General features: G+C 46.6%; 16 protein-coding genes. 13 read left to right on the top strand and 3 right to left on the bottom strand.

The features are described 5' to 3' along the window. Positions 1–157: 157 nt before the first annotated feature. Both AB4307_RS11755 and AB4307_RS11750 read left to right on the top strand, forming a co-directional pair. Positions 158–544, top strand: coding sequence for a hypothetical protein (locus tag AB4307_RS11755; protein WP_017068852.1), 387 nt, complete (start codon positions 158–160; stop codon positions 542–544). A gap of 12 nt (positions 545–556) precedes the next feature. Next, positions 557–1,942, top strand: a complete 1,386-nt coding sequence (locus AB4307_RS11750; protein ID WP_372128618.1) for a class II fumarate hydratase — start codon at positions 557–559, stop codon at positions 1,940–1,942. 93 nt (positions 1,943–2,035) lie between these two features. Here the strand turns inward: AB4307_RS11750 and AB4307_RS11745 are convergent, their stop codons facing one another. Continuing rightward, entirely contained in the window at positions 2,036–5,467 is a 3,432-nt protein-coding gene (locus AB4307_RS11745; RefSeq protein WP_372128617.1) for a hybrid sensor histidine kinase/response regulator, read from the bottom strand. Positions 5,468–5,585: 118 nt separating this feature from the next. Further along, positions 5,586–6,782 (bottom strand): 3-phenylpropionate MFS transporter, encoded by a 1,197-nt coding sequence (locus AB4307_RS11740; RefSeq protein ID WP_017062710.1) that lies wholly within the window; start codon positions 6,780–6,782, stop codon positions 5,586–5,588. A gap of 232 nt (positions 6,783–7,014) precedes the next feature. On the opposite strand from AB4307_RS11740, the gene AB4307_RS11735 reads away from it, so the two are divergent. The 9 genes from AB4307_RS11735 to fis all read left to right on the top strand — a co-directional run bounded on the left by AB4307_RS11735 (position 7,015) and on the right by fis (position 16,804). After that, entirely contained in the window at positions 7,015–8,847 is a 1,833-nt protein-coding gene (locus AB4307_RS11735; RefSeq protein WP_136979845.1) for a DUF294 nucleotidyltransferase-like domain-containing protein, read from the top strand. Positions 8,848–8,857: 10 nt separating this feature from the next. Then, entirely contained in the window at positions 8,858–9,490 is a 633-nt protein-coding gene (locus tag AB4307_RS11730) for a 3'-5' exonuclease (protein ID WP_017062708.1), read from the top strand. Positions 9,491–9,708: 218 nt separating this feature from the next. Further along, complete coding sequence (gene acs / locus AB4307_RS11725) at positions 9,709–11,658, top strand: acetate--CoA ligase (protein WP_009844693.1); 1,950 nt, start codon at positions 9,709–9,711, stop codon at positions 11,656–11,658. A 323-nt stretch (positions 11,659–11,981) separates the two neighbouring features. Continuing rightward, positions 11,982–12,431 (top strand): type II 3-dehydroquinate dehydratase, encoded by a 450-nt coding sequence (gene aroQ, locus AB4307_RS11720; RefSeq protein ID WP_010435475.1) that lies wholly within the window; start codon positions 11,982–11,984, stop codon positions 12,429–12,431. Between the two features lie 74 nt (positions 12,432–12,505). Beyond that, entirely contained in the window at positions 12,506–12,958 is a 453-nt protein-coding gene (gene accB, locus AB4307_RS11715; RefSeq protein ID WP_017062707.1) for an acetyl-CoA carboxylase biotin carboxyl carrier protein, read from the top strand. 15 nt (positions 12,959–12,973) lie between these two features. Next, on the top strand, positions 12,974–14,317 hold the full coding sequence (gene accC / locus AB4307_RS11710) for an acetyl-CoA carboxylase biotin carboxylase subunit (protein WP_102320311.1): 1,344 nt from the start codon (positions 12,974–12,976) through the stop codon (positions 14,315–14,317). A 170-nt stretch (positions 14,318–14,487) separates the two neighbouring features. Continuing rightward, entirely contained in the window at positions 14,488–15,375 is an 888-nt protein-coding gene (gene prmA, locus AB4307_RS11705; protein ID WP_017055901.1) for a 50S ribosomal protein L11 methyltransferase, read from the top strand. Positions 15,376–15,515: 140 nt separating this feature from the next. Continuing rightward, complete coding sequence (dusB, locus tag AB4307_RS11700; RefSeq protein WP_032546269.1) at positions 15,516–16,484, top strand: tRNA dihydrouridine synthase DusB; 969 nt, start codon at positions 15,516–15,518, stop codon at positions 16,482–16,484. 23 nt (positions 16,485–16,507) lie between these two features. After that, positions 16,508–16,804 carry a DNA-binding transcriptional regulator Fis gene (gene fis / locus AB4307_RS11695; RefSeq protein WP_004729744.1) on the top strand — a complete coding sequence of 99 codons (297 nt, stop codon included), beginning with the start codon at positions 16,508–16,510 and terminating at the stop codon, positions 16,802–16,804. A gap of 88 nt (positions 16,805–16,892) precedes the next feature. Here fis and zntR read toward each other — a convergent pair whose 3' ends face one another. Then, on the bottom strand, positions 16,893–17,333 hold the full coding sequence (gene zntR, locus AB4307_RS11690; RefSeq protein ID WP_017062704.1) for a Zn(2+)-responsive transcriptional regulator: 441 nt from the start codon (positions 17,331–17,333) through the stop codon (positions 16,893–16,895). A gap of 325 nt (positions 17,334–17,658) precedes the next feature. Here zntR and purH point away from each other — a divergent pair, with 325 nt between their 5' ends. Further along, positions 17,659–19,266 carry a bifunctional phosphoribosylaminoimidazolecarboxamide formyltransferase/IMP cyclohydrolase gene (gene purH, locus AB4307_RS11685; protein ID WP_017062703.1) on the top strand — a complete coding sequence of 536 codons (1,608 nt, stop codon included), beginning with the start codon at positions 17,659–17,661 and terminating at the stop codon, positions 19,264–19,266. A 133-nt stretch (positions 19,267–19,399) separates the two neighbouring features. Then, positions 19,400–20,689, top strand: coding sequence for a phosphoribosylamine--glycine ligase (gene purD / locus AB4307_RS11680; protein ID WP_017062702.1), 1,290 nt, complete (start codon positions 19,400–19,402; stop codon positions 20,687–20,689). The last annotated feature ends 120 nt before the right edge of the window (positions 20,690–20,809 follow it).

Here is a 20,809-nt window from a genome sequence, read left to right as displayed (position 1 = left end):
ACTTACATTGTAGGGATTAGGTACTGACTCCAGAAAGCCGATACTTCGTGTATCGGCTTTTTCTTTTTCTGCTCACTTTATAAAAAGATAAACAAAGGGTTGTTTTTAAAATTTTATTTGATAATAATTATCATTAACATCCAATAAAGAGATGCAAATGATGATGAAAGAGCAGCAGGTTCTCTATTCGAGATTTTACAAAGCACAGGATCGCTTTGCTTCATTAGAACAAGTTCAAGGCCATGAGCCGTTTGTAATTCGAGAGTATATCGAGTGTGCACTGACGCTTTCGGCTTACTATGAAAAGCATGCCGCTCAAGAAAACATCTTGTTGTGCGAGCTGTATCTACGCCAAGTTTTCTTTCATTTGATTGAAGCGATTGAGTCTCCTCAGCGCAGTTTCGCCTTTCGTCATATCTGCCTAGACTCTATTCACTCACCACTATTTTATTTGAAGCGCCACTACTGCCAGCAACCTCAAGGCCAAGCGCGTTTTTTGAATCTCAGCCAAACACTAAAACAAGTCCAAGCCCCACTTGGCTAACAAGGATAGAACATGACCCTACAATTTCGGATTGAAAAAGACAGCATGGGCGAAGTGAAAGTCCCTGCCGATGCGCTATACCAAGCACAAACTCAGCGTGCAGCGGATAACTTCGCGTTTAGCTCTCACAAGATGCCGACCAGTTTTATTCAAGCACTGGCGTTAATTAAACAGGCAGCGGCAGATACCAATGCTCAGTTAGGTCTACTGGAAGGTGATATTGCCAACGCGATAGCCGAAGCCAGCCAAGAGATCATTGAGGGTAAACACCTCGATCAATTCCCTATCGATGTCTACCAAACCGGTTCAGGTACCAGTTCCAACATGAATGCCAATGAAGTGATTGCTACGCTTGCCTCAAGAAGCTTGCAAGGCGACGTGAACCCCAATGATCACGTCAACATGGGCCAAAGCAGTAACGATGTGGTGCCAACCGCAATTCAAGTGAGCGTTGCTTTGATGGCTGAAAATAAGCTATTACCTGCATTAACTCACCTTTCTGAAGCACTCACCATCAAACAACAGGAACTTGCGGAGGTCGTGAAGACCGGCCGCACTCATCTAATGGATGCGATGCCAATGACCTTTGCTCAAGAGCTAGGTGGTTGGAAATTTCAGATAGAACACGCTAAGCAAGCAATAGAGAACACCCTGCCCGCTATCAAGGCTTTAGCACAAGGTGGTACTGCGGTTGGAACAGGGATCAATGCTGACCCACGCTTTGCCGATAAGTTTGCGAGTAACCTGTCTCAATCGACAAAGATCAGTTTTAGCTCGAGTGAAAACTTCTTTTTTAGCCTCAGCAGTCAAGACGCGATCGTTGCGCTGTCAGGTCAGCTCAAAACGGCAGCAGTTGCGATCATGAAGATCTCAAACGATCTTCGCTGGATGAACTCTGGGCCGTTGGCTGGCTTAGGGGAAATTGAATTACAGGCTCTACAACCAGGCTCATCGATCATGCCTGGCAAGGTAAATCCTGTGATTCCAGAAGCTGCAGCTATGGCGGCGGCGCAAGTCATTGGCAACGACACCACCATTACCGTAGCCGGACAATCAGGTAACTTCCAACTTAATGTGATGCTGCCAGTGATTGCTCATAACGTGTTGGAAAGTATTGAGTTATTGGCAAACAGCTCAGTCGCTTTAGCGGACAAAGCCATCGCGACCTTCACGGTACGCCAAGACAATCTCGATTTGGCACTGTCAAAGAACCCAATCCTAGTGACCGCACTTAACCCTGTGATTGGCTACTTGAAGGCGGCTGATATTGCCAAGAAAGCTTACAAAGAAGGCTTACCAATTCTGGATGTCGCAGAAAGAGAAACCGATCTTAGCCGAGAAGAACTCAGCAAGCTTCTTGACCCAACCGCTCTCACTCAAGGTGGTATCGCAGGTTAAAATCAGTAACTCATAACAAGTCTATCGGATCAAAAAAGGCCTCATCTGAGGCCTTTTTAGTCGCTAGTAGTTAATTGAAAATAGTTAATTAAATTAACTCACTCGATTCAAGACCGCTCTTAACTTAAGTGGCTTCACTGGCTTGGCAATAAAGCGAAAGCTGTTGGCCTTTATCGCTGCCAACATGTCATCGGTTCTATCGGCACTAATGATGACCCCTTCAAAAGAGTCTCCGAGGCGCAAGCGACACTGCTGCAGGACTTCGAGACCCGTTCTGCCATTATCTAAACGGTAATCAGAGAAAATCACATCAGGTAGCCAACCCTCATCTAGGCACTGCAAGCTTTCGACCAAATCAACCGCCGTCTTAACCTCACAGCCCCAACGTCCGATCAGGTTTTCCATACCGACTAAGATTTCTCGTTCATTATCGACACACAATATCTTGAGATGTTCGATGTCGCTGGTCGCCATTGGCGTCGAAGCTTGCACAACTGGAGCCACTTTTTCCGCTCTAGCTAAGGTGATGGAAAAGACACTGCCTTGCCCCGGCCATGAGCGCATCGAAATTTGATGGCCAAGCACATGAGCAATACCTTTCGAGATAGCCAGCCCTAACCCCAATCCTTGATCGGCTCGTACTTGGCTGCCACGAGTAAACTCTTCAAAGATTTCTTGTTGCTTGTCTTCATCGATACCGGTTCCATTATCCCACACATCAATTCGAACCTGTCCATTCACTCTTCTCGCACCCAGTACCACTTTCCCTTCCGGGTTATAGCGGAACGCATTGGTCAAAAAGTTCTGAATCACACGCCTCAACAGCTTAGGGTCTGAATGAATGAACAATGACGACGGAATCATCTTAAACTCAATTTTCTGTTGTCTCGCTAGAGCGCTAAATTCCGCGTTCAAATTGGTTAATACGTCATGCACGGCAATCGCGTGAATGTTGGTTTCTAACTTTCCGGACTCCAATCGAGAGATATCTAGCAAGTCACCAATCAAATCTTCTGCGGCGCCAAGTGCACTCTCGATGTGAGATGACAATTGCTTCACCTCTTGCTCTTTTGCCACCTCAGACAGTGACGAAGCAAATAGACGTGCGGCATTGAGCGGCTGCATCAAATCGTGGCTTACCGCGGCTAGAAAACGACTCTTAGATTGTGATTCTTGATCCGAAATCTGCGTGGCTTTTACCAAGCGATGGTTCAGTTTTTCGAGTTCTTGAGTTCGCTCATGCACTCTCGATTCCAAACTTTCGTTGGCATCTTTTAGCGCTTGCTCTGCTTGTCGGAATACCGTGATGTCGGTAAAGCTCATCACAAAACCACCACTTGGCATTGGGTTACCTTGCACCTCAATCACTCGACCATCAGGACGAATACGAGAAGAGGTGTGTCGTGTTCCTTGCTCAAGGTGATAAACACGACGGCGAACGTGATCTTCTGGGTCACCCGGGCCACACAAACCTTGTTCAGCATTATGACGAATCACATCTGAAATGGGTCGACCAACCTGAATCAAGCCAGCAGGGAACTCAAACAGTTCTAAGTAACGTTGATTCCACGCCACCAGCCTCATTTGTTTGTCGATTACTGCGATGCCTTGGCCAATATGTTCAATCGCGCCTTGCAGTAAACCACGGCTGAAGTCGTACAGTTCCGAAGCTTCATCCACGATGGTCGCGACTTCTTCAAGCTGCATGTTTCTTCCCTGTAAAGCGGAAGTAAGTACTAACTTAGCAGACGAAGCACCGAATACTCCGGCGAGCACGCGCTCTGCGTGTCGAATCAGACTTGCAGGCGCTTGTTGATTAGGAAGCAGCGGCTGACCGTGTTGTTGCCAATAGCTGTGTAAGGCACTTTTCGCACGTTTGCGACCCACAAAACGCGACGCCAGCATCTCTAATTCAGCGACCGTCACTCGGTTCTGGTAAAGGCTGATATTCTCGTTTTCAGGCAGCGGCGTGCCAACAAATGCTGCTGATTGTAAGCGCTCACTTAGGCTTGGCCTGGTCGACATCGAAACTACGGCATAGCACAAGGTATTAAGTACAATACTCAGCACAATGCCCCAGTTTGAACTGCTGATATTCCAGCTACTGAGCAGTTCTGGCGGCGTGATAATCCACAGTAAAAGGTTACTTTCACTGTCGCCAGCCAACATGCTGGTTTGGCTCATCAAGGTAATCAGCCAAATCAACGAGCCCACCATTAAGCCGACATACACGCCCTTGCGGTTACCCGGGCGCCAGTACAAACCACCAATAAGTGCTGGCGCGAATTGAGCAATCGCAGCAAAGGAAAGAAAGCCAATCGCTGACAGTGAATGGATGGTATCGAGCGCCTGATAAAACAGCCAAGCACCCAGTAACAGCAGTAAAATTAGCCCGCGGCGAATCACCAATAGCAGGCCAGAAAAGTGTCGATGGGTTCTTTGAGTTAGGCGCATACGGCGCAGTAACAATGGCATCACTAAATCATTCGACACCATGATCGCCAAGGCGATGGTCGACACTATCACCATGCCACTTGCCGCAGACGTACCACCAAGGAAAGCCAGCAAGGCAATGTGATTAGCGCCTTCTGACATTGGCACACTGATCACATAGGTATCCGCTGGCATACCAGTAAGTAGTCCTTGTCCTGCCCAAGCAATTGGCAGCACGAACAGTCCCATCAAAATCAGGTAAAGCGGAAACAACCAACGAGCGGTATGCAGGTCTTGAGGACGTTCGTTCTCTACCACCATGGTATGGAACTGGCGTGGCAGACAGACAATCGCCAACATGGTTAAAACGGTATGAATAATTAAGGTCGGAATATTGGGTGATTCGTAGGTGGAAGCCGCCACATCAAGCAAGTCGATTTTGTCACTGCTCACCGCCAGGTACATGATGAACAAGCCAACAATCAAAAATGCCGCGAGCTTAACGATGGATTCAAACGCTACAGCCATCATCATGCCACGGTGGTGTTCAGTGTTATCGATGTGTCGCGTGCCAAACAACATCGTAAAAATGGCCAATGCACCGACCACAAACCAAGAGACGTGATAGTCCTGATAACCAAAATCAGTGGCTAGGTTTGGCGCAACAATATCCAACCCCATGGTAATACCGCGCAATTGCAGCGCGATATAGGGAAGAATACCAACCACAGCGATAATGGTCACCGCCACCGCTAAGCCTTGAGATTTTCCATAACGAGCCGCGATAAAGTCAGCAATAGAGGTGATGTGTTCACGCTTCGCGATGAGGATCAGCCGAGCTAAGATCCGCCATCCCAACGTGAAAACCAAAATAGGGGCGAGGTAGATGGGCAAGAAGGACCATGGGTTATTGCTCGCTTGCCCGACCGTTCCATAGAAGGTCCAAGAGGTACAATACACGGCAATCGAAAGGCTATAGATCCACGGGCGCCAACGCGATAGCCAACGAACCTGCCTGTCTCCATACCAAGCGATCAGAAATAACACGCCCAAGTAGGCTAAAGAGACTGGAATTACTATCCATCCTTGCATTGAAAACCCTTTTTTCATCCATAAAAAAACCTCTCCATAAGGGAGAGGTTTCATTTAACTAAGGATGGGTGATTAACTCAATCGCATCGCTTAAATTCTGTGCTTTAGACTCTAATTATCAGCATTTGCTGTGAGATTCTGACTGTTCCGAATCTGATTGATTAATCTCAACCACTGAACTTCTTTCATCCAACTTAATGAACAGAGCAAGTGCACCCATTGCAGCCATGCCCCAGAAGATGTTTGCGCCCCAAAGCTCATAACCCCAACCACTTAAGGTGGTCATCAGTGCAATAAAGGCACCTAATGGAATCGCGTTATACAGGGCTTGTAGCGCAACCATCTTGTTTTGTTCTTCAGATTGGATGTATTGAATCGCGGCGATGTGTGCCATGGCAAAGGTCACGCCATGCAGTAGCTGCACCATAACCAGTGCGAAAATCGCTGTCGTTGATGCGGTAATACCCCAACGCGCCATCACCCCAATAGCCGCGACGACAAACAAAGTACGCAGTGACCAGCCTGAGAATAATCGCTTACTCAGAGCAAATACGGCCACTTCAGCAACAACACCTAAACTCCACAAGTAACCGATGATAGCTTCTGAGTGACCCGCTTCTTTCCAATAAATCGCACTAAAACTGTAGTAAGCCGCATGACTACCTTGCAGCAGCGCCATCAAGGCTAAAAACTTTACCACTGACGACTCACGCAGCAGTTCACCTAGTTTTGGTCGCGCCGCTTGTTGCTCAGATTGCGTTACTGGCATCACGTTAGGATTTCTCATCGCCAGAATTAATGACAACAACACGCCCGCAAGTGCAGTATACAAAATCATGTCGGTGCCAAATTGTGCCACCAAATAGCCAACAACCGTTGAACCTGCGATAAAGGCAATTGAGCCCCAAAGGCGAGTTCGGCCGTAGTCGAGCATTTTCAAACGACTGTAATGGTTAGCCATCGCATCAGAAAGAGGAATGATCGGCCCACAACAGAGGTTAAACAGTACCGTTGCCAACAACATCAGTATAAAACTGCCACCGGTGAAGAAGTGGAAACCGACAAACAGCAGCGCAGCGAAACTCAAACAGCGTAGCGCTGGCATCAAGTGTTCCACTTTATGGATACGCGGCGTAATCACTAAGTTGGCCACACAACGAGTTGCAAAGCCGATACCAATCAATACGCCAATATCACCAGCAGACACGCCTTGGTCTTCAAACCACAACGCCCAAAATGGCAAATACACGCCATACGCAAAAAAGAAACCAAGAAAATACTGAGAGATCCAGCCATAGGGTGAAGGGCTAAACATAAATGACCTATAAAGTGTGCGGAAAAAGGCAGCACCAATTATGCCTATCTCGCATACGATGAAAAAGGGAATTATTACTGGGATAGTATTCCCATATTCAATGGGTCTGGATATCGCATTTCAACAAGAGATTTCACGCTCATCAATACTCATACTCGCATTTAGACTAAAGTCGTCTGGAGCTTCGCTGGTATTTTGTCAGACTGATTAAAGACTCCCATTTCTTCTTGTGATGCTTATGCCTGACAAATTTAATATGCAGCACCCGCCCTTCGATAGCCTGTCCGACGCCGAACAGTTGAAGCTTCGCTCTTCATTAGACGTGGTGTATTACCGCTCTCAAGAAGTGATACTGGAAGCTGAAAGGCCGAGCCGACACCTGCATATTTTGATCAAAGGAGCTGTTGAAGAGCGCGCGAGCAGTGATGGTGAGATTTACGCACACTATGCCAATGACGATATTTTTGATGTCCGCAGCCAGTTTGAACCCCACACCAAACACCAATATATCGCACTCGAAGATACATTAAGTTATCTGCTGCCCACCGATATTTTTCTTGAGCTTTACCACGCCAATGGCCAATTCGCTGCCTACTTTGATAGCAACCTATCAACACGAAAAGCTTTGATAGAAGCCGCCCAGCAGCAACAGAATCTTGCCGAGTTTATATTAACCAAAGTGGATGACTCTATCTATCACCCACCACTGATACTTGAACCAAACCAACCGATCAACCAAGTCACTCAAACCCTTAAAGAACAAGGGTTAGACTCGGCCCTAGTCCATTTGGAACATAATGATCCAAAAGCTTTTGGATCATCATGTTCCTTGCCGTATGGAATCGTCACTCGAACCAATTTATTGCATGCTGTGATGCTCGATAATTTCACACTGGATGCGCCTGTCGGTGAGATCGCAACGTTTCCGGTGATGCACGTGAACCAAGGCGATTTCTTATTTAACGCCATGATTACCATGACCAGAAATCGAGTAAAAAGGTTGATGGTTTGTGATGGTAAAAATGCGGTCGGCATGGTGGATATGACACAGATTCTCAGTGCATTCTCCACACACTCCCACGTTCTTACTTTGCGTATTGCGCGCGCCACCAGCGTTGAAGAATTGGCAATGGCATCCAACAAACAACGTCAACTGGTCGAGAGCTTGCTCAGTAATGGGATTCGCACACGCTTTATCATGGAGCTGATTTCTGCGGTCAACGAACAGATCATAGAGAAGGCTTTTGAGTTGGTGATCCCACCTGCACTGCATAATCATTGCTGCCTAATCGTGCTGGGTTCTGAGGGGCGTGGAGAGCAAATTCTCAAAACCGATCAAGACAACGCTCTGATTATTCAAGATGGTTTGGAATGGCATCAATGCCAAAGTGCCATGAACGACCTCACCCATACCCTTCAACAATTGGGTTACCCACTGTGCCTGGGCAACGTAATGGTCAACAATCCGAAATGGGTGCATTCAGAACAAGAGTGGAAACAAACCCTCACCCATTGGGTAAAAAAAGCCACGTCAGACACCGTGATGGATATCGCGATCATGGCAGATGCACACGCAGTAGCGGGGAATAGAGAGTTATTAAAACCTGTAAAGCAGCACCTCAGTGATTTAATGCTCGGACAAGAATTGATTCTGACGGAGTTCTGCCGCCCGGCGCTGAACTTCTCAGTTCCCCTGACCCTGTTTGGTAATGTGAAGCAATCTAAGTCCGGACTCGATATCAAACAAGGCGGTATTTTCCCTATCGTGCATGGTGTGAGAGCGCTTTGCCTAGAACATGGTGTCACGGTCAACAACACCTTCGAACGCATTGAGCAGCTGGTCAGCAAGAAAGTATTAGAGCAAAGTACTGCCGATAATCTCAGTGAAGCACTCAAGCAATTCTTTAAGTGGCGCTTAGCCCAAAGGCTTTCTCAGCAGCACAGCAGCAACAAGATTAACGTCAAACTGATGGAACGAGCAGACAGGGATCTGCTTCGTCATAGCCTGCACGTGGTGAAGAAATTCAAGCAATGGCTCGGCTACCACTATCAGATACGGGATTAGGCATTGAACGATGAATAGGTTGGTTCGCTATTACTGGCATCACAAGCTCAAAGGCTCCCTCTATCAGCCTCTGTTTACCGCGCCTATTGATCATGAATATGTATCGCTCGATTGTGAAACCACCAGCCTAGATCCCAATCAGGCAGAATTAGTTACCATTGCCGCGACCAAGATCATCGGTAACCGAATCATTACCAGCCAACCTTTTGAAGTCCGGTTGCGCGCCCCCCAATCGCTCGATTGCAATTCAATAAAAATCCACCGTATCCGTCATCAAGATCTAAAGCACGGCATCGAAGAAAAACAGGCTTTAATCGAGCTACTGAACTTCATTGGAAATCGTCCTTTAGTCGGCTATCACATCCGCTATGATAAAAAAATTCTCGACCGCGCCTGTTTAAAACAGCTTGGATTTCCACTGCCTAACCGATTAGTCGAAGTGAGCCAACTCTATCAAGACAAACTCGAAAGACAGCTGCCCAATGCCTATTTTGATCTCAGTATGGACGCCATCTGTCGCCAACTCGATTTACCTATCCCGGTCAATAAACATGATGCATTACAAGACGCTATCTCCGCTGCGCTGATCTTTGTGCGCCTGAAACATGGTGACCTTCCCCGTTTCAACTCTTCTTATTCTTAATTCAACCACTGGCGCTTCACATAGAGAGCAACATCTCAAAATTGAACTTAACTCGCTATTTTGTAAGTGAAAAGCAGCGTCTCATCCTAAAGTCTAATTGTGGAAATCGCCGTCCTAGCCGAGAGTGATAACACAAAGACGGTTCTGTAATAGACCTAGAAACTGAACACAAAGGAAGTTGCCAGTTCATTAGGAATGTAGGCACAAGGAGAGATGCAATGAGTGAAGCCCACGTTTATCCGGTAAAAGAAAATATTAAATCAACCACACACGCGGATAATGACACTTACCTAGCCATGTACCAGCAATCTGTTTCTGACCCTGAAGGCTTTTGGGGTGAACACGGAAAAATCGTTGATTGGATCAAACCTTTCACACAAGTAAAAAACACCTCTTTCGACCCTGGCCACATTGATATTCGCTGGTTTGAAGATGGCACGCTTAACGTTTCGGCTAACTGTATCGACCGCCACCTTGCTGAGCGCGGTGATGAAGTCGCTATCATCTGGGAAGGCGATGACCCGGCAGATGATAAAACTCTAACTTTTAATGAACTGCATAAAGAAGTGTGCCTGTTTTCGAATGCTCTAAAAGAGCAAGGCGTGCGCAAAGGTGATGTGGTTTGTTTATACATGCCAATGGTGCCAGAAGCGGCAGTAGCCATGCTGGCGTGTACCCGTATCGGTGCGGTTCACACAGTCGTATTTGGTGGTTTCTCACCAGAAGCACTGTCTGGTCGTATTATCGATTCAAATTCTAAAGTCGTTATCACTGCCGATGAAGGCGTGCGTGGCGGCCGTGCTGTTCCACTGAAAAAGAATGTCGATGAAGCACTGACGAACCCTGAAGTGAAAAACATCGAGAAGGTTGTTGTATTCAAACGCACTGGCGGTGATGTGGCATGGCACGAACATCGCGATGTGTGGTGGCACGATGCTATTGCTAATGTATCTGCAGATTGCCCACCAGAAGAGATGAATGCAGAAGATCCACTATTCATCCTTTATACGTCAGGCTCAACAGGTAAACCTAAAGGCGTTATGCACACCACAGGTGGCTACCTTGTTTATGCTGCGATGACCTTCAAATACGTATTCGATTACCAAGAAGGCGAGACTTTCTGGTGTACAGCCGATGTGGGTTGGATTACCGGTCACACATATCTTGTTTACGGACCGCTTGCTAATGGCGCAAAAACGATTCTGTTTGAAGGCGTGCCAAATTACCCGAACACCAGCCGCATGAGCGAAGTGGTCGATAAGCACCAAGTTAATATTCTTTATACGGCGCCAACGGCTATTCGTGCATTGATGGCGAAAGGCAATGAAGCCGTTGAAGGTACTTCTCGTGACAGCCTAAGAATCATGGGCTCAGTGGGTGAACCTATCAACCCAGAGGCGTGGGAGTGGTACTACAAAACAATCGGTAATGAGCAATCTCCAATTGTTGATACATGGTGGCAAACAGAAACGGGCGGTATCTTGATTGCACCGCTACCAGGCGCAACAGACCTGAAACCGGGCTCTGCAACTCGTCCATTCTTCGGTGTGCAACCGGCACTGGTTGATAACATGGGTAACATCATTGAGGGTGCAACAGACGGCAACCTAGTGATTCTTGACTCTTGGCCAGGCCAAATGCGTACCGTTCATGGCGATCATGACCGCTTCGAACAGACTTACTTCTCGACCTTTAAAGGCATGTACTTCACCAGTGACGGCGCTCGTCGTGATGAAGACGGTTACTACTGGATTACGGGGCGTGTCGATGATGTACTTAACGTATCAGGTCACCGTATGGGTACTGCTGAGATTGAATCGGCTCTAGTCGCGTTCGATAAGATTGCAGAAGCCGCGATTGTGGGCATCCCTCATGATATTAAAGGCCAAGCGATTTACGCTTACATCACGCTGAATGATGGTGAGTTCCCAACCGCAGAGCTTCATAAAGAAGTAAAAGACTGGGTACGTAAAGAGATTGGCCCAATTGCAACGCCAGATGTACTGCACTGGACCGACTCTCTACCAAAAACTCGTTCGGGTAAAATCATGCGTCGTATCCTGCGTAAAATCGCGACTGGCGATACAGGTAACCTAGGTGATACCTCGACACTGGCCGACCCAAGTGTGGTTGATAAGCTGATTGCCGAGAAAGCAGAACTGGCATAAGCAACCAGTCACAGCAGCTAATCACTGTTTAAAACAGCACTTTCTAAACCGTCACCTATGTGGCGGTTTTTTTTATGGCTGATCTTGATCTCAAATATCCCGCCCCAAATTAAGGCTAAGACGCTTTTTTGTTAAGTTGGTAACAATTCCAAGCTGTATCAATAGGAGATTAGACCAGTAAATTGCTGCGATTTGCGCTGAATTAGCTATAATCTGGTTCTAATTTTTAAATTTGGGTTTTTCTCACTGGAAATTAACCGCAAATTTTCAATAAAATGGCAACATTCACGTTCGTAAACACGATAAAGGAAGATAGCCCCACGATGTCTACAAAGTTTCGCATTCTAGTTTTAAATGGCCCAAACCTTAACCTGTTAGGCCTTAGAGAGCCCGCACACTACGGTTCTCAAACACTTGACCAGATTATTAGCTCACTGACCGAGCAAGCGAAAGCACACGATGTTGAGCTATCTCACTTACAGTCAAATCGTGAGTACGAACTGATTGAAGCTATCCATAGTGCTTATCAAAATGTTGATTTTATTATTATCAACCCAGCAGCCTTTACACATACCAGTGTGGCACTGCGTGATGCACTACTTGGCGTTGCCATACCATTTATTGAGGTTCATCTATCGAATGTTCACGCGCGTGAACCATTCCGTCACCACTCTTACCTATCTGATAAAGCAGAAGGTGTGATTTGTGGCTTAGGTGCCCAAGGTTATCAATTTGCTTTGACCGCTGCGCTCAGCAAGCTCAACTCAAAGTAAACATAAACAACGAACTATTACTAACCTACTCAGTCATAGAGTAAGTTCAATTAACAGATAAAGAGAAAGAAACAATGGATATTCGCAAAATCAAAAAGCTAATCGAATTGGTTGAAGAGTCTGGTATTTCTGAGCTAGAAATCTCTGAAGGTGAAGAGTCAGTACGAATCAGTCGTAACAGCACTGCACCTGTAGCACCTGTTCAATATGCAGCTGCTCCAGCACCTGTAGCGGCAGCAGCTCCTGCGGCGGCACCTGTAGCAGCAGAAGCAGCAGCTCCTGCAGTTCCAGCTGGTCACCAAGTTCTTTCTCCAATGGTTGGTACTTTCTACGGCGCTCCAAGCCCAGACGCAAAACCATTCGTTAAAGTTGGTCAATCTGTAACTGCTGGCGAAACGCTATGTATCGTTGAAGCAATGAAAATGATGAACCAAATCGAAGCTGATAAATCTGGTGTTGTAACAGCTATCCTAGTTGAAGACGGTCAACCAGTAGAATTCGACCAAGCTCTAGTAATTATCGAATAATAGAGAGCACTCATTATGTTAGATAAATTAGTAATCGCGAACCGTGGTGAGATTGCACTACGTATTCTGCGTGCATGTAAAGAGCTTGGCATTAAAACGGTAGCGGTTCACTCAACTGCTGACCGTGACCTTAAGCACGTACTGCTTGCAGACGAAACCATTTGTATCGGTCCAGCTCGTGGTATCGATAGCTACCTAAACATCCCTCGTATCATCAGCGCAGCTGAAGTTACAGGTGCAGTAGCTGTTCACCCTGGCTACGGCTTCCTATCTGAAAATGCAGACTTTGCAGAACAGGTAGAGCGCAGTGGCTTTATCTTCGTTGGCCCTAAAGCTGAAACCATTCGCATGATGGGTGACAAAGTGTCAGCTATCACGTCAATGAAGAAAGCTGGCGTACCTTGTGTACCAGGTTCTGACGGCCCTCTTAACGACGACGAAGCAAAAAACAAAGCGCACGCTAAACGCATTGGCTTCCCAGTTATCATCAAGGCATCTGGCGGCGGCGGCGGTCGTGGTATGCGTGTTGTTCGTTCTGAAGCAGAATTAACAGAAGCTATCGCGATGACTCGTGCTGAAGCAAAAGCATGTTTCAACAACGACATGGTTTACATGGAGAAATTCCTAGAAAACCCACGTCACATTGAAGTACAAGTGCTTGCAGATGGCCAAGGTAATGCTATCCACCTAGGTGAGCGTGACTGTTCAATGCAACGTCGTCACCAGAAAGTTGTGGAAGAAGCGCCAGCTCCAGGTATCACTGAAGAGATGCGTAAGTACATTGGCGAACGTTGTACTCGTGCATGTATTGAGATCGGTTACCGCGGTGCAGGTACATTTGAATTCCTATACGAGAACGGTGAATTCTACTTCATCGAAATGAACACTCGTATCCAGGTTGAACACACGATTACTGAAATGGTAACGGGTATCGACCTAGTGAAAGAACAGCTACGTATTGCAGCTGGTCAGCCTCTATCATTCACTCAGGATGACATTAAGCTGCGTGGCCACTCAATCGAATGTCGTATCAATGCTGAAGATCCAGTTCGTTTCCTACCTTCACCAGGTAAGATTGAACGTTTCCACGCACCAGGCGGCATGGGCGTACGTTGGGAATCTCACATCTACACGGGTTACACAGTGCCACCACACTACGATTCAATGATTGGTAAGCTGATCACTTACGGTGAGAACCGTGATGTTGCTATCGCTCGTATGAAGAACGCATTGGGTGAAATGATTGTTGAAGGTATTAACGTTAATACTGAGCTTCAACTGTCTATTATGAACGACGAAAACTTCCAACACGGTGGTGCAAACATCCACTACCTTGAGAAGAAACTTGGTTTGTCATAATCCGTTCGTTTAAGAACAGTCAAAATGCTCACTTCGGTGAGCATTTTTGTTTTTGAACCGCCGAAAAAATCAATCTTTAATCCCCATTATATTCCGTGGGGTTTTGGTGAATTTGCTCATATTTTCTGCTAGAATCGCCATCCAATTTTTCTCATATAGAAGATGCAGCCATGCCTTGGATTCAAATCAAGCTTAATGCTACCAATGAAAATGCCGAACAAATCGGCGACATGTTAATGGAAGAGACTGGTGCTCTTTCTGTAACTTTCCTGGATGCACAAGATACCCCTGTATTTGAGCCTCTGCCAGGCGAAACTCGCCTTTGGGGTGATACTGACATTCTCGCGCTTTACGACGCTGAGACTGATACTGGTGTCGTTCTAGCGCAGATTAAAGCAAGCAACATGTTCCCTGCAGACTTTGCTCATAAAGTAGAGCAAATTGAAGACAAGGATTGGGAGCGTGAATGGATGGACAACTTCCACCCAATGAAGTTTGGTGAGCGTTTATGGATCTGCCCTAGCTGGCGCGATATCCCTGAACCTGACGCTGTTAACGTAATGCTAGACCCTGGCCTTGCATTTGGTACAGGTACTCACCCGACAACGGCATTGTGTCTTGAGTGGCTTGAAGGCTTAGACCTTGCAGGCAAAACCGTGATCGACTTCGGTTGTGGCTCAGGCATCCTAGCGATCGCTGCGATCAAACTAGGCGCAGCAAAAGTTATCGGGATCGACATTGATCCTCAAGCTCTGCTTGCATCAAAAGACAACGCACAACGCAATGGCGTTGCTGAGCAACTAGAGGTGTTCTTGCCACAAGATCAACCGGAAGGTTTGCTAGCAGACGTTGTTGTTGCCAACATTCTTGCGGGTCCATTACGCGACCTTTCTGGCATCATCAAGGGCCTAGTTAAGCCAAATGGTGTACTTGCGATGTCGGGTGTTTTAGATACACAAGCAGAAGATGTTGCCACTTATTATCGTGATGAGCTTCACATTGATCCGATCATCGAACAACAAGAATGGTGTCGAATCTCAGGTCGCAAGCAAGGCTAGACAAGACTTTGGGCGCTAATTGACTGAAATTTAAACAAATTACAAAAACAAATTGTAAATGCTCAAATATTAGTCTTTTCACGCAGCGAAAAAATGCGTAAAATGCGCGCCCTTGCTGGTACAGAACTGTGATGACATTTTTGAAAATCGGAAATTATCAACTTAAGAACAATCTAATCGTCGCTCCTATGGCTGGCGTAACGGATAGACCATTCCGTGAGTTGTGTCTTCGCTACGGGGCGGGGATGGCAGTCAGTGAAATGATGTCCTCCAATCCGAAAGTTTGGAAAACGTCAAAGTCTCAGCAGCGTATGGTACATGAAGGCGAATCGGGCATTCGTTCAGTACAAATCGCTGGTGCAGATCCACAGCTTATGGCCGAGGCTGCTCAATTTAATGTCGATAACGGTGCGCAAATCATCGATATCAACATGGGTTGTCCAGCCAAAAAAGTGAATAAGAAGCTTGCGGGCTCAGCCTTACTGCAGCATCCAGAACTCATTGAAGACATTCTGAAAGCGGTGGTAAATGCTGTCGACGTTCCAGTAACGTTGAAAACGCGCACAGGCTGGGATACAGACAATAGAAACTGTGTCCAAATCGCGAAAATAGCCGAAGACTGCGGCATACAAGCTCTTGCGCTCCATGGAAGAACTCGCGCTTGTATGTACAAAGGTGAGGCAGAATACAAACACATTAAAGCAGCGAAACAAGCAGTATCTATTCCGGTTATCGCTAACGGTGATATCGATAGTCCGGAAAAAGCGAAGTTTGTGCTGGAGTACACCGGCGCTGATGCTTTAATGATAGGTCGACCTGCCCAAGGACGTCCTTGGATTTTTAACGAAATCCTACACTATTTGGAAAACGGCACCACGATGGACCCACTCCCGATTTCGGAAGTGAAAGACATCATGCTTGGTCATGTGCACGCTCTACATGAATTTTATGGAGAGTTTTTAGGCCCTCGCATCGCTCGTAAGCATGTGGGTTGGTATCTAAAAGAACATGAACAAGCGAGTGAGTTTCGCCGTACCTTCAACGCATTCGAAGCAGGTGATCTGCAGCTTGAAGCGCTAGAAGGTTTTTTTGATAACGTTGCACCATAATTACGAGAAGAGCTAGACCGAATATGTTCGAACAAAATCTGACTTCAGAAGCATTGACAGTAACTACAGTTACATCACAAGACCAAATCACGCAGAAGCCACTACGTGACTCAGTTAAAGCATCATTGAAAAATTACCTTGCTCAATTAAACGGTCAAGAAGTCAGCGAGTTATACGAATTAGTATTAGCTGAAGTTGAACAGCCACTACTAGACACTATCATGCAGTACACTCGCGGTAACCAAACTCGCGCAGCAACCATGATGGGTATTAACCGCGGTACTCTTCGCAAGAAACTTAAAAAATACGGCATGAACTAATCGTTCTTTCGTAATTTATTGAATTGAAAGCCAAGCTCATTGTTGAGTTTGGCTTTTTTTTGGCTTGTCGATCCGTGATAGTGGCTGATTACTCTCCAGTGCGACAACAGCGCCCTTTGTCGACGTTTGCGGAATCCAAGGCTGCCAGAATCGAACAATGGCTTGCATCGTCGTCTACGTGGCCGCAACACGCATCATTAATCTTCTTAAGTGCGGTGCGAATCTTAGTTAACTCAGTGATCTTCTCATCAATCATCTCTAATTTTGCTGAGGTAATCGACTTCACTTCAGCGCAACTGTGCTGTGTGGCCTCGAGGCGAATCTCAAGCAATTCTTTAATCTCGTCCAAACTCAGCCCCAACGCTTTAGATTTGAGAATAAACGTCACCTGTTTCTGGTTATTTTCATCATATAGGCGATAACCCGAGTCACTGCGACTGGCTGGCGCGATCAGGTTATTCTTCTCATAAAATCGCAAGGTATCGGCTGTCACACCGCATCGCTTCGCTAATTCACCGATCTGAAACATGTTTTTTCCTACTGTTTCGTCCATTCCACAATTAACCTTATCGTTACTTTTCAGGCTGAAATGGCACTTTTCATAATTAATTTTGAGATGCCAAACGATTGCGCGAGCTTTTTTGTAATAAATTAGTTAGAATCTGCGCCATCAAATTTGGAGTTGGTTATCTTATAGCTTAATCATAAGACTAACCCAAAAGGTCTTTACCAAAACTGGCCAATATTTTATCTCTTACTGGTATCTAAGATAATCCACGCTAAGAAGATAGAAACAAGTTCTTTTTTGGCAAATATCTTTATTTTAACCCCATGAATTTGAGGAAGATGGAAGCATGAATAACGCTCGTCCAATTCGCCGCGCTCTAATCAGCGTATCAGACAAAACTGGTATCGTTGAATTTGCACAAGCTCTTGCTAACCGTGGTGTAGATATCCTATCTACCGGTGGCACTGCTCGCCTGCTTGCTGAAAAAGGCATCTCTGTTACAGAAGTATCTGACTACACTGGTTTCCCAGAAATGATGGATGGCCGTGTTAAGACTCTGCACCCAAAAGTTCATGGTGGTGTTCTAGGCCGTCGTGGCCAAGATGATGACGTGATGGAAACTCACGGTATCAACCCTATCGATATGGTTGTTGTAAACCTATACCCATTCGCAGAAACCGTTGCTAAAGAAGGTTGTACCCTTGCTGATGCTGTTGAGAACATCGACATCGGCGGCCCTACAATGGTTCGCTCTGCAGCGAAAAACCACAAAGACGTAACGATCGTTGTTAACGCACACGACTACGAGCGCGTTGTCGCTGAAATGGACACGAACGATAAATCTCTAACACTAGAGACTCGCTTCGACCTCGCTATCGCAGCATTCGAGCACACCGCTTCTTACGACGGCATGATCGCAAACTACTTCGGCACTATGGTTCCATCTTACGGTGAGAACAAAGAAGGTGACGAACCTTCTCCTGAAAACAAGAGCAAATTCCCTCGCACGTTCAACCAACAGTTCGAGAAAAAGCAAGACATGCGCTACGGTGAGAACAGCCACCAGGCAGCCGCATTCTACGTTGAAGCAAACCCTGAAGAAGCATCAGTTTCTACAGCTCGCCAGATTCAAGGTAAAGCCCTTTCTTACAACAACATCGCTGACACCGACGCAGCACTTGAGTGTGTGAAAGAGTTCGACCAGCCAGCATGTGTGATCGTTAAGCACGCTAACCCATGTGGTGTTGCACTAGGTGAAGACATCCTAGAAGCTTACGACCGTGCATTCAAAACAGACCCAACTTCTGCATTTGGCGGCATCATCGCTTTCAACCGTGAGCTAGACGCTGCAACAGCAACGGCTATCACTGAGCGTCAATTCGTTGAAGTTATCATTGCACCATCAGTTTCTGCTGAAGCAGTAGCAATCGTAGCGGCTAAGAAAAACCTTCGCCTACTTGAGTGTGGTGAGTGGACAACGAAGACAACTGGCTTTGACGTTAAACGCGTTAACGGTGGTTTGCTAGTTCAAGACCGCGACCAAGGCATGGTGTCTGAAGATGACCTTAAAGTGGTTTCTAAGCGCCAACCTACAGCTGAAGAATTGAAAGATGCTCTATTCTGCTGGAAAGTAGCGAAATACGTTAAATCTAACGCTATCGTTTACTCGAAAGGCGACATGACAATTGGTGTTGGCGCTGGCCAAATGAGCCGCGTTTACTCTGCGAAAATCGCAGGCATCAAAGCTGCAGACGAAGGTCTACAGGTTGAAGGCTGTGTGATGGCATCAGATGCATTCTTCCCATTCCGTGACGGTATCGATGCGGCTGCAGAGGCTGGCATCAAGTGTGTTATCCAACCGGGCGGCTCTATGCGTGATGACGAAGTTATCGCAGCAGCAGACGAACACGGCATGGCGATGATCTTTACGGGCATGCGTCACTTCCGCCACTAGAAAGAAAAGATACGAGAGCGCTTCGCTACGGGAAACGAGAACGCTGCGCTCCGAGATGAGCAACACTATCATTTAGTGTTGCTCAGACATTTTTTAGTTCTACTACTATCAATTTTGATTGAAGGTTTAAAACATGAATGTATTGATTATTGGTGCTGGCGGTCGTGAGCATGCACTAGGTTGGAAAGCAGCACAAAACCCAAACGTTGAAACAGTATTCATCGCTCCAGGTAACGCAGGTACTGCACTTGAGCCAAAACTAGAGAACGTAAACATCGGCGTTGAAGACATCGCTGGTTTAGTCGCGTTTGCTCAAGATAAAAAAATCGAACTGACTATCGTGGGCCCTGAAGCACCATTGGTTATCGGTGTGGTTGATGCATTCCGCGAAGTAGGTTTGCCAATCTTCGGCCCTACTCAAGCTGCAGCACAGCTTGAAGGCTCTAAAGCATTCACTAAAGACTTCCTAGCTCGTCATGATATCCCAACAGGTTACTACTCAAACTTCACTGAGATTGAGCCAGCTATCGCTTACGTTCGCGAGCAAGGCGCTCCTATCGTAGTGAAAGCTGACGGTCTTGCGGCAGGTAAAGGCGTTATCGTTGCGATGACCCTTGAAGAAGCAGAAGACGCAATCAAAGACATGCTAGCGGGCAACGCCTTTGGCGAAGCAGGCAGCCGCGTTGTTATCGAAGAGTTCCTCGAAGGCGAAGAAGCAAGCTTCATCGTAATGGTTGACGGCTCTAGCGTGCTTCCTATGGCCACCAGCCAAGATCACAAACGTGTTGGCGACAAAGACACTGGGCCAAACACGGGCGGCATGGGTGCTTACTCTCCTGCGCCGGTTGTAACTCCAGAAATCCACAACCGTATCCTTGAGGAAGTTATCTACCCAACGGTACGTGGTATGGACGCAGAAGGCGCACCTTACACAGGTTTCCTTTACGCTGGCCTAATGATCGATGCTGACGGCACACCTAAAGTTATCGAATACAACTGCCGCTTTGGCGACCCTGAAACGCAACCTATCATGATGCGTATGGAGTCAGACCTTGTTGAACTTTGCCTAATGGCTATCGACGAGAAGCTCGACGAAGCAGAATCGAAGTGGGATCCACGCGCTTCTATCGGTGTTGTTCTTGCGGCTGGCGGTTACCCTGCTGACTACGCAAAAGGTGACGTTATTTCACTACCAACAAGCGAAGTTGAAGGCCAAAAGGTTTTCCACGCGGGTACGACAAATAATGAAGCTGGCGACGTTGTGACAAACGGCGGTCGTGTACTTTGTGCAACAGCACTGGGCAATACGGTTTCTGAGGCTCAAGAGCGCGCTTACGCGTTGACGAAGCAAGTTAGCTGGAATGGTATGTTCCACCGCAATGATATTGGTTACCGTGCGATTGCGCGCGAACAAGAGCAGTAAACAATCTTGTTGCTCGCTTACTTTCCAATAACAGTAAGCAAATGACAGCAAGTGAATAACAGAAAAAGGCGCCTCAATAGGCGCCTTTTATTATCTCATTTACACAAGAATCTGTATTTG

Origin of the sequence: Vibrio sp. 10N.261.52.C2, assembly GCF_041471425.1 — a bacterium.
Taxonomy (GTDB): domain Bacteria; phylum Pseudomonadota; class Gammaproteobacteria; order Enterobacterales; family Vibrionaceae; genus Vibrio; species Vibrio crassostreae_C.
Note: the sequence above shows the minus strand (reverse complement) of the source record. Positions and strands in the feature narration are given on the sequence as shown.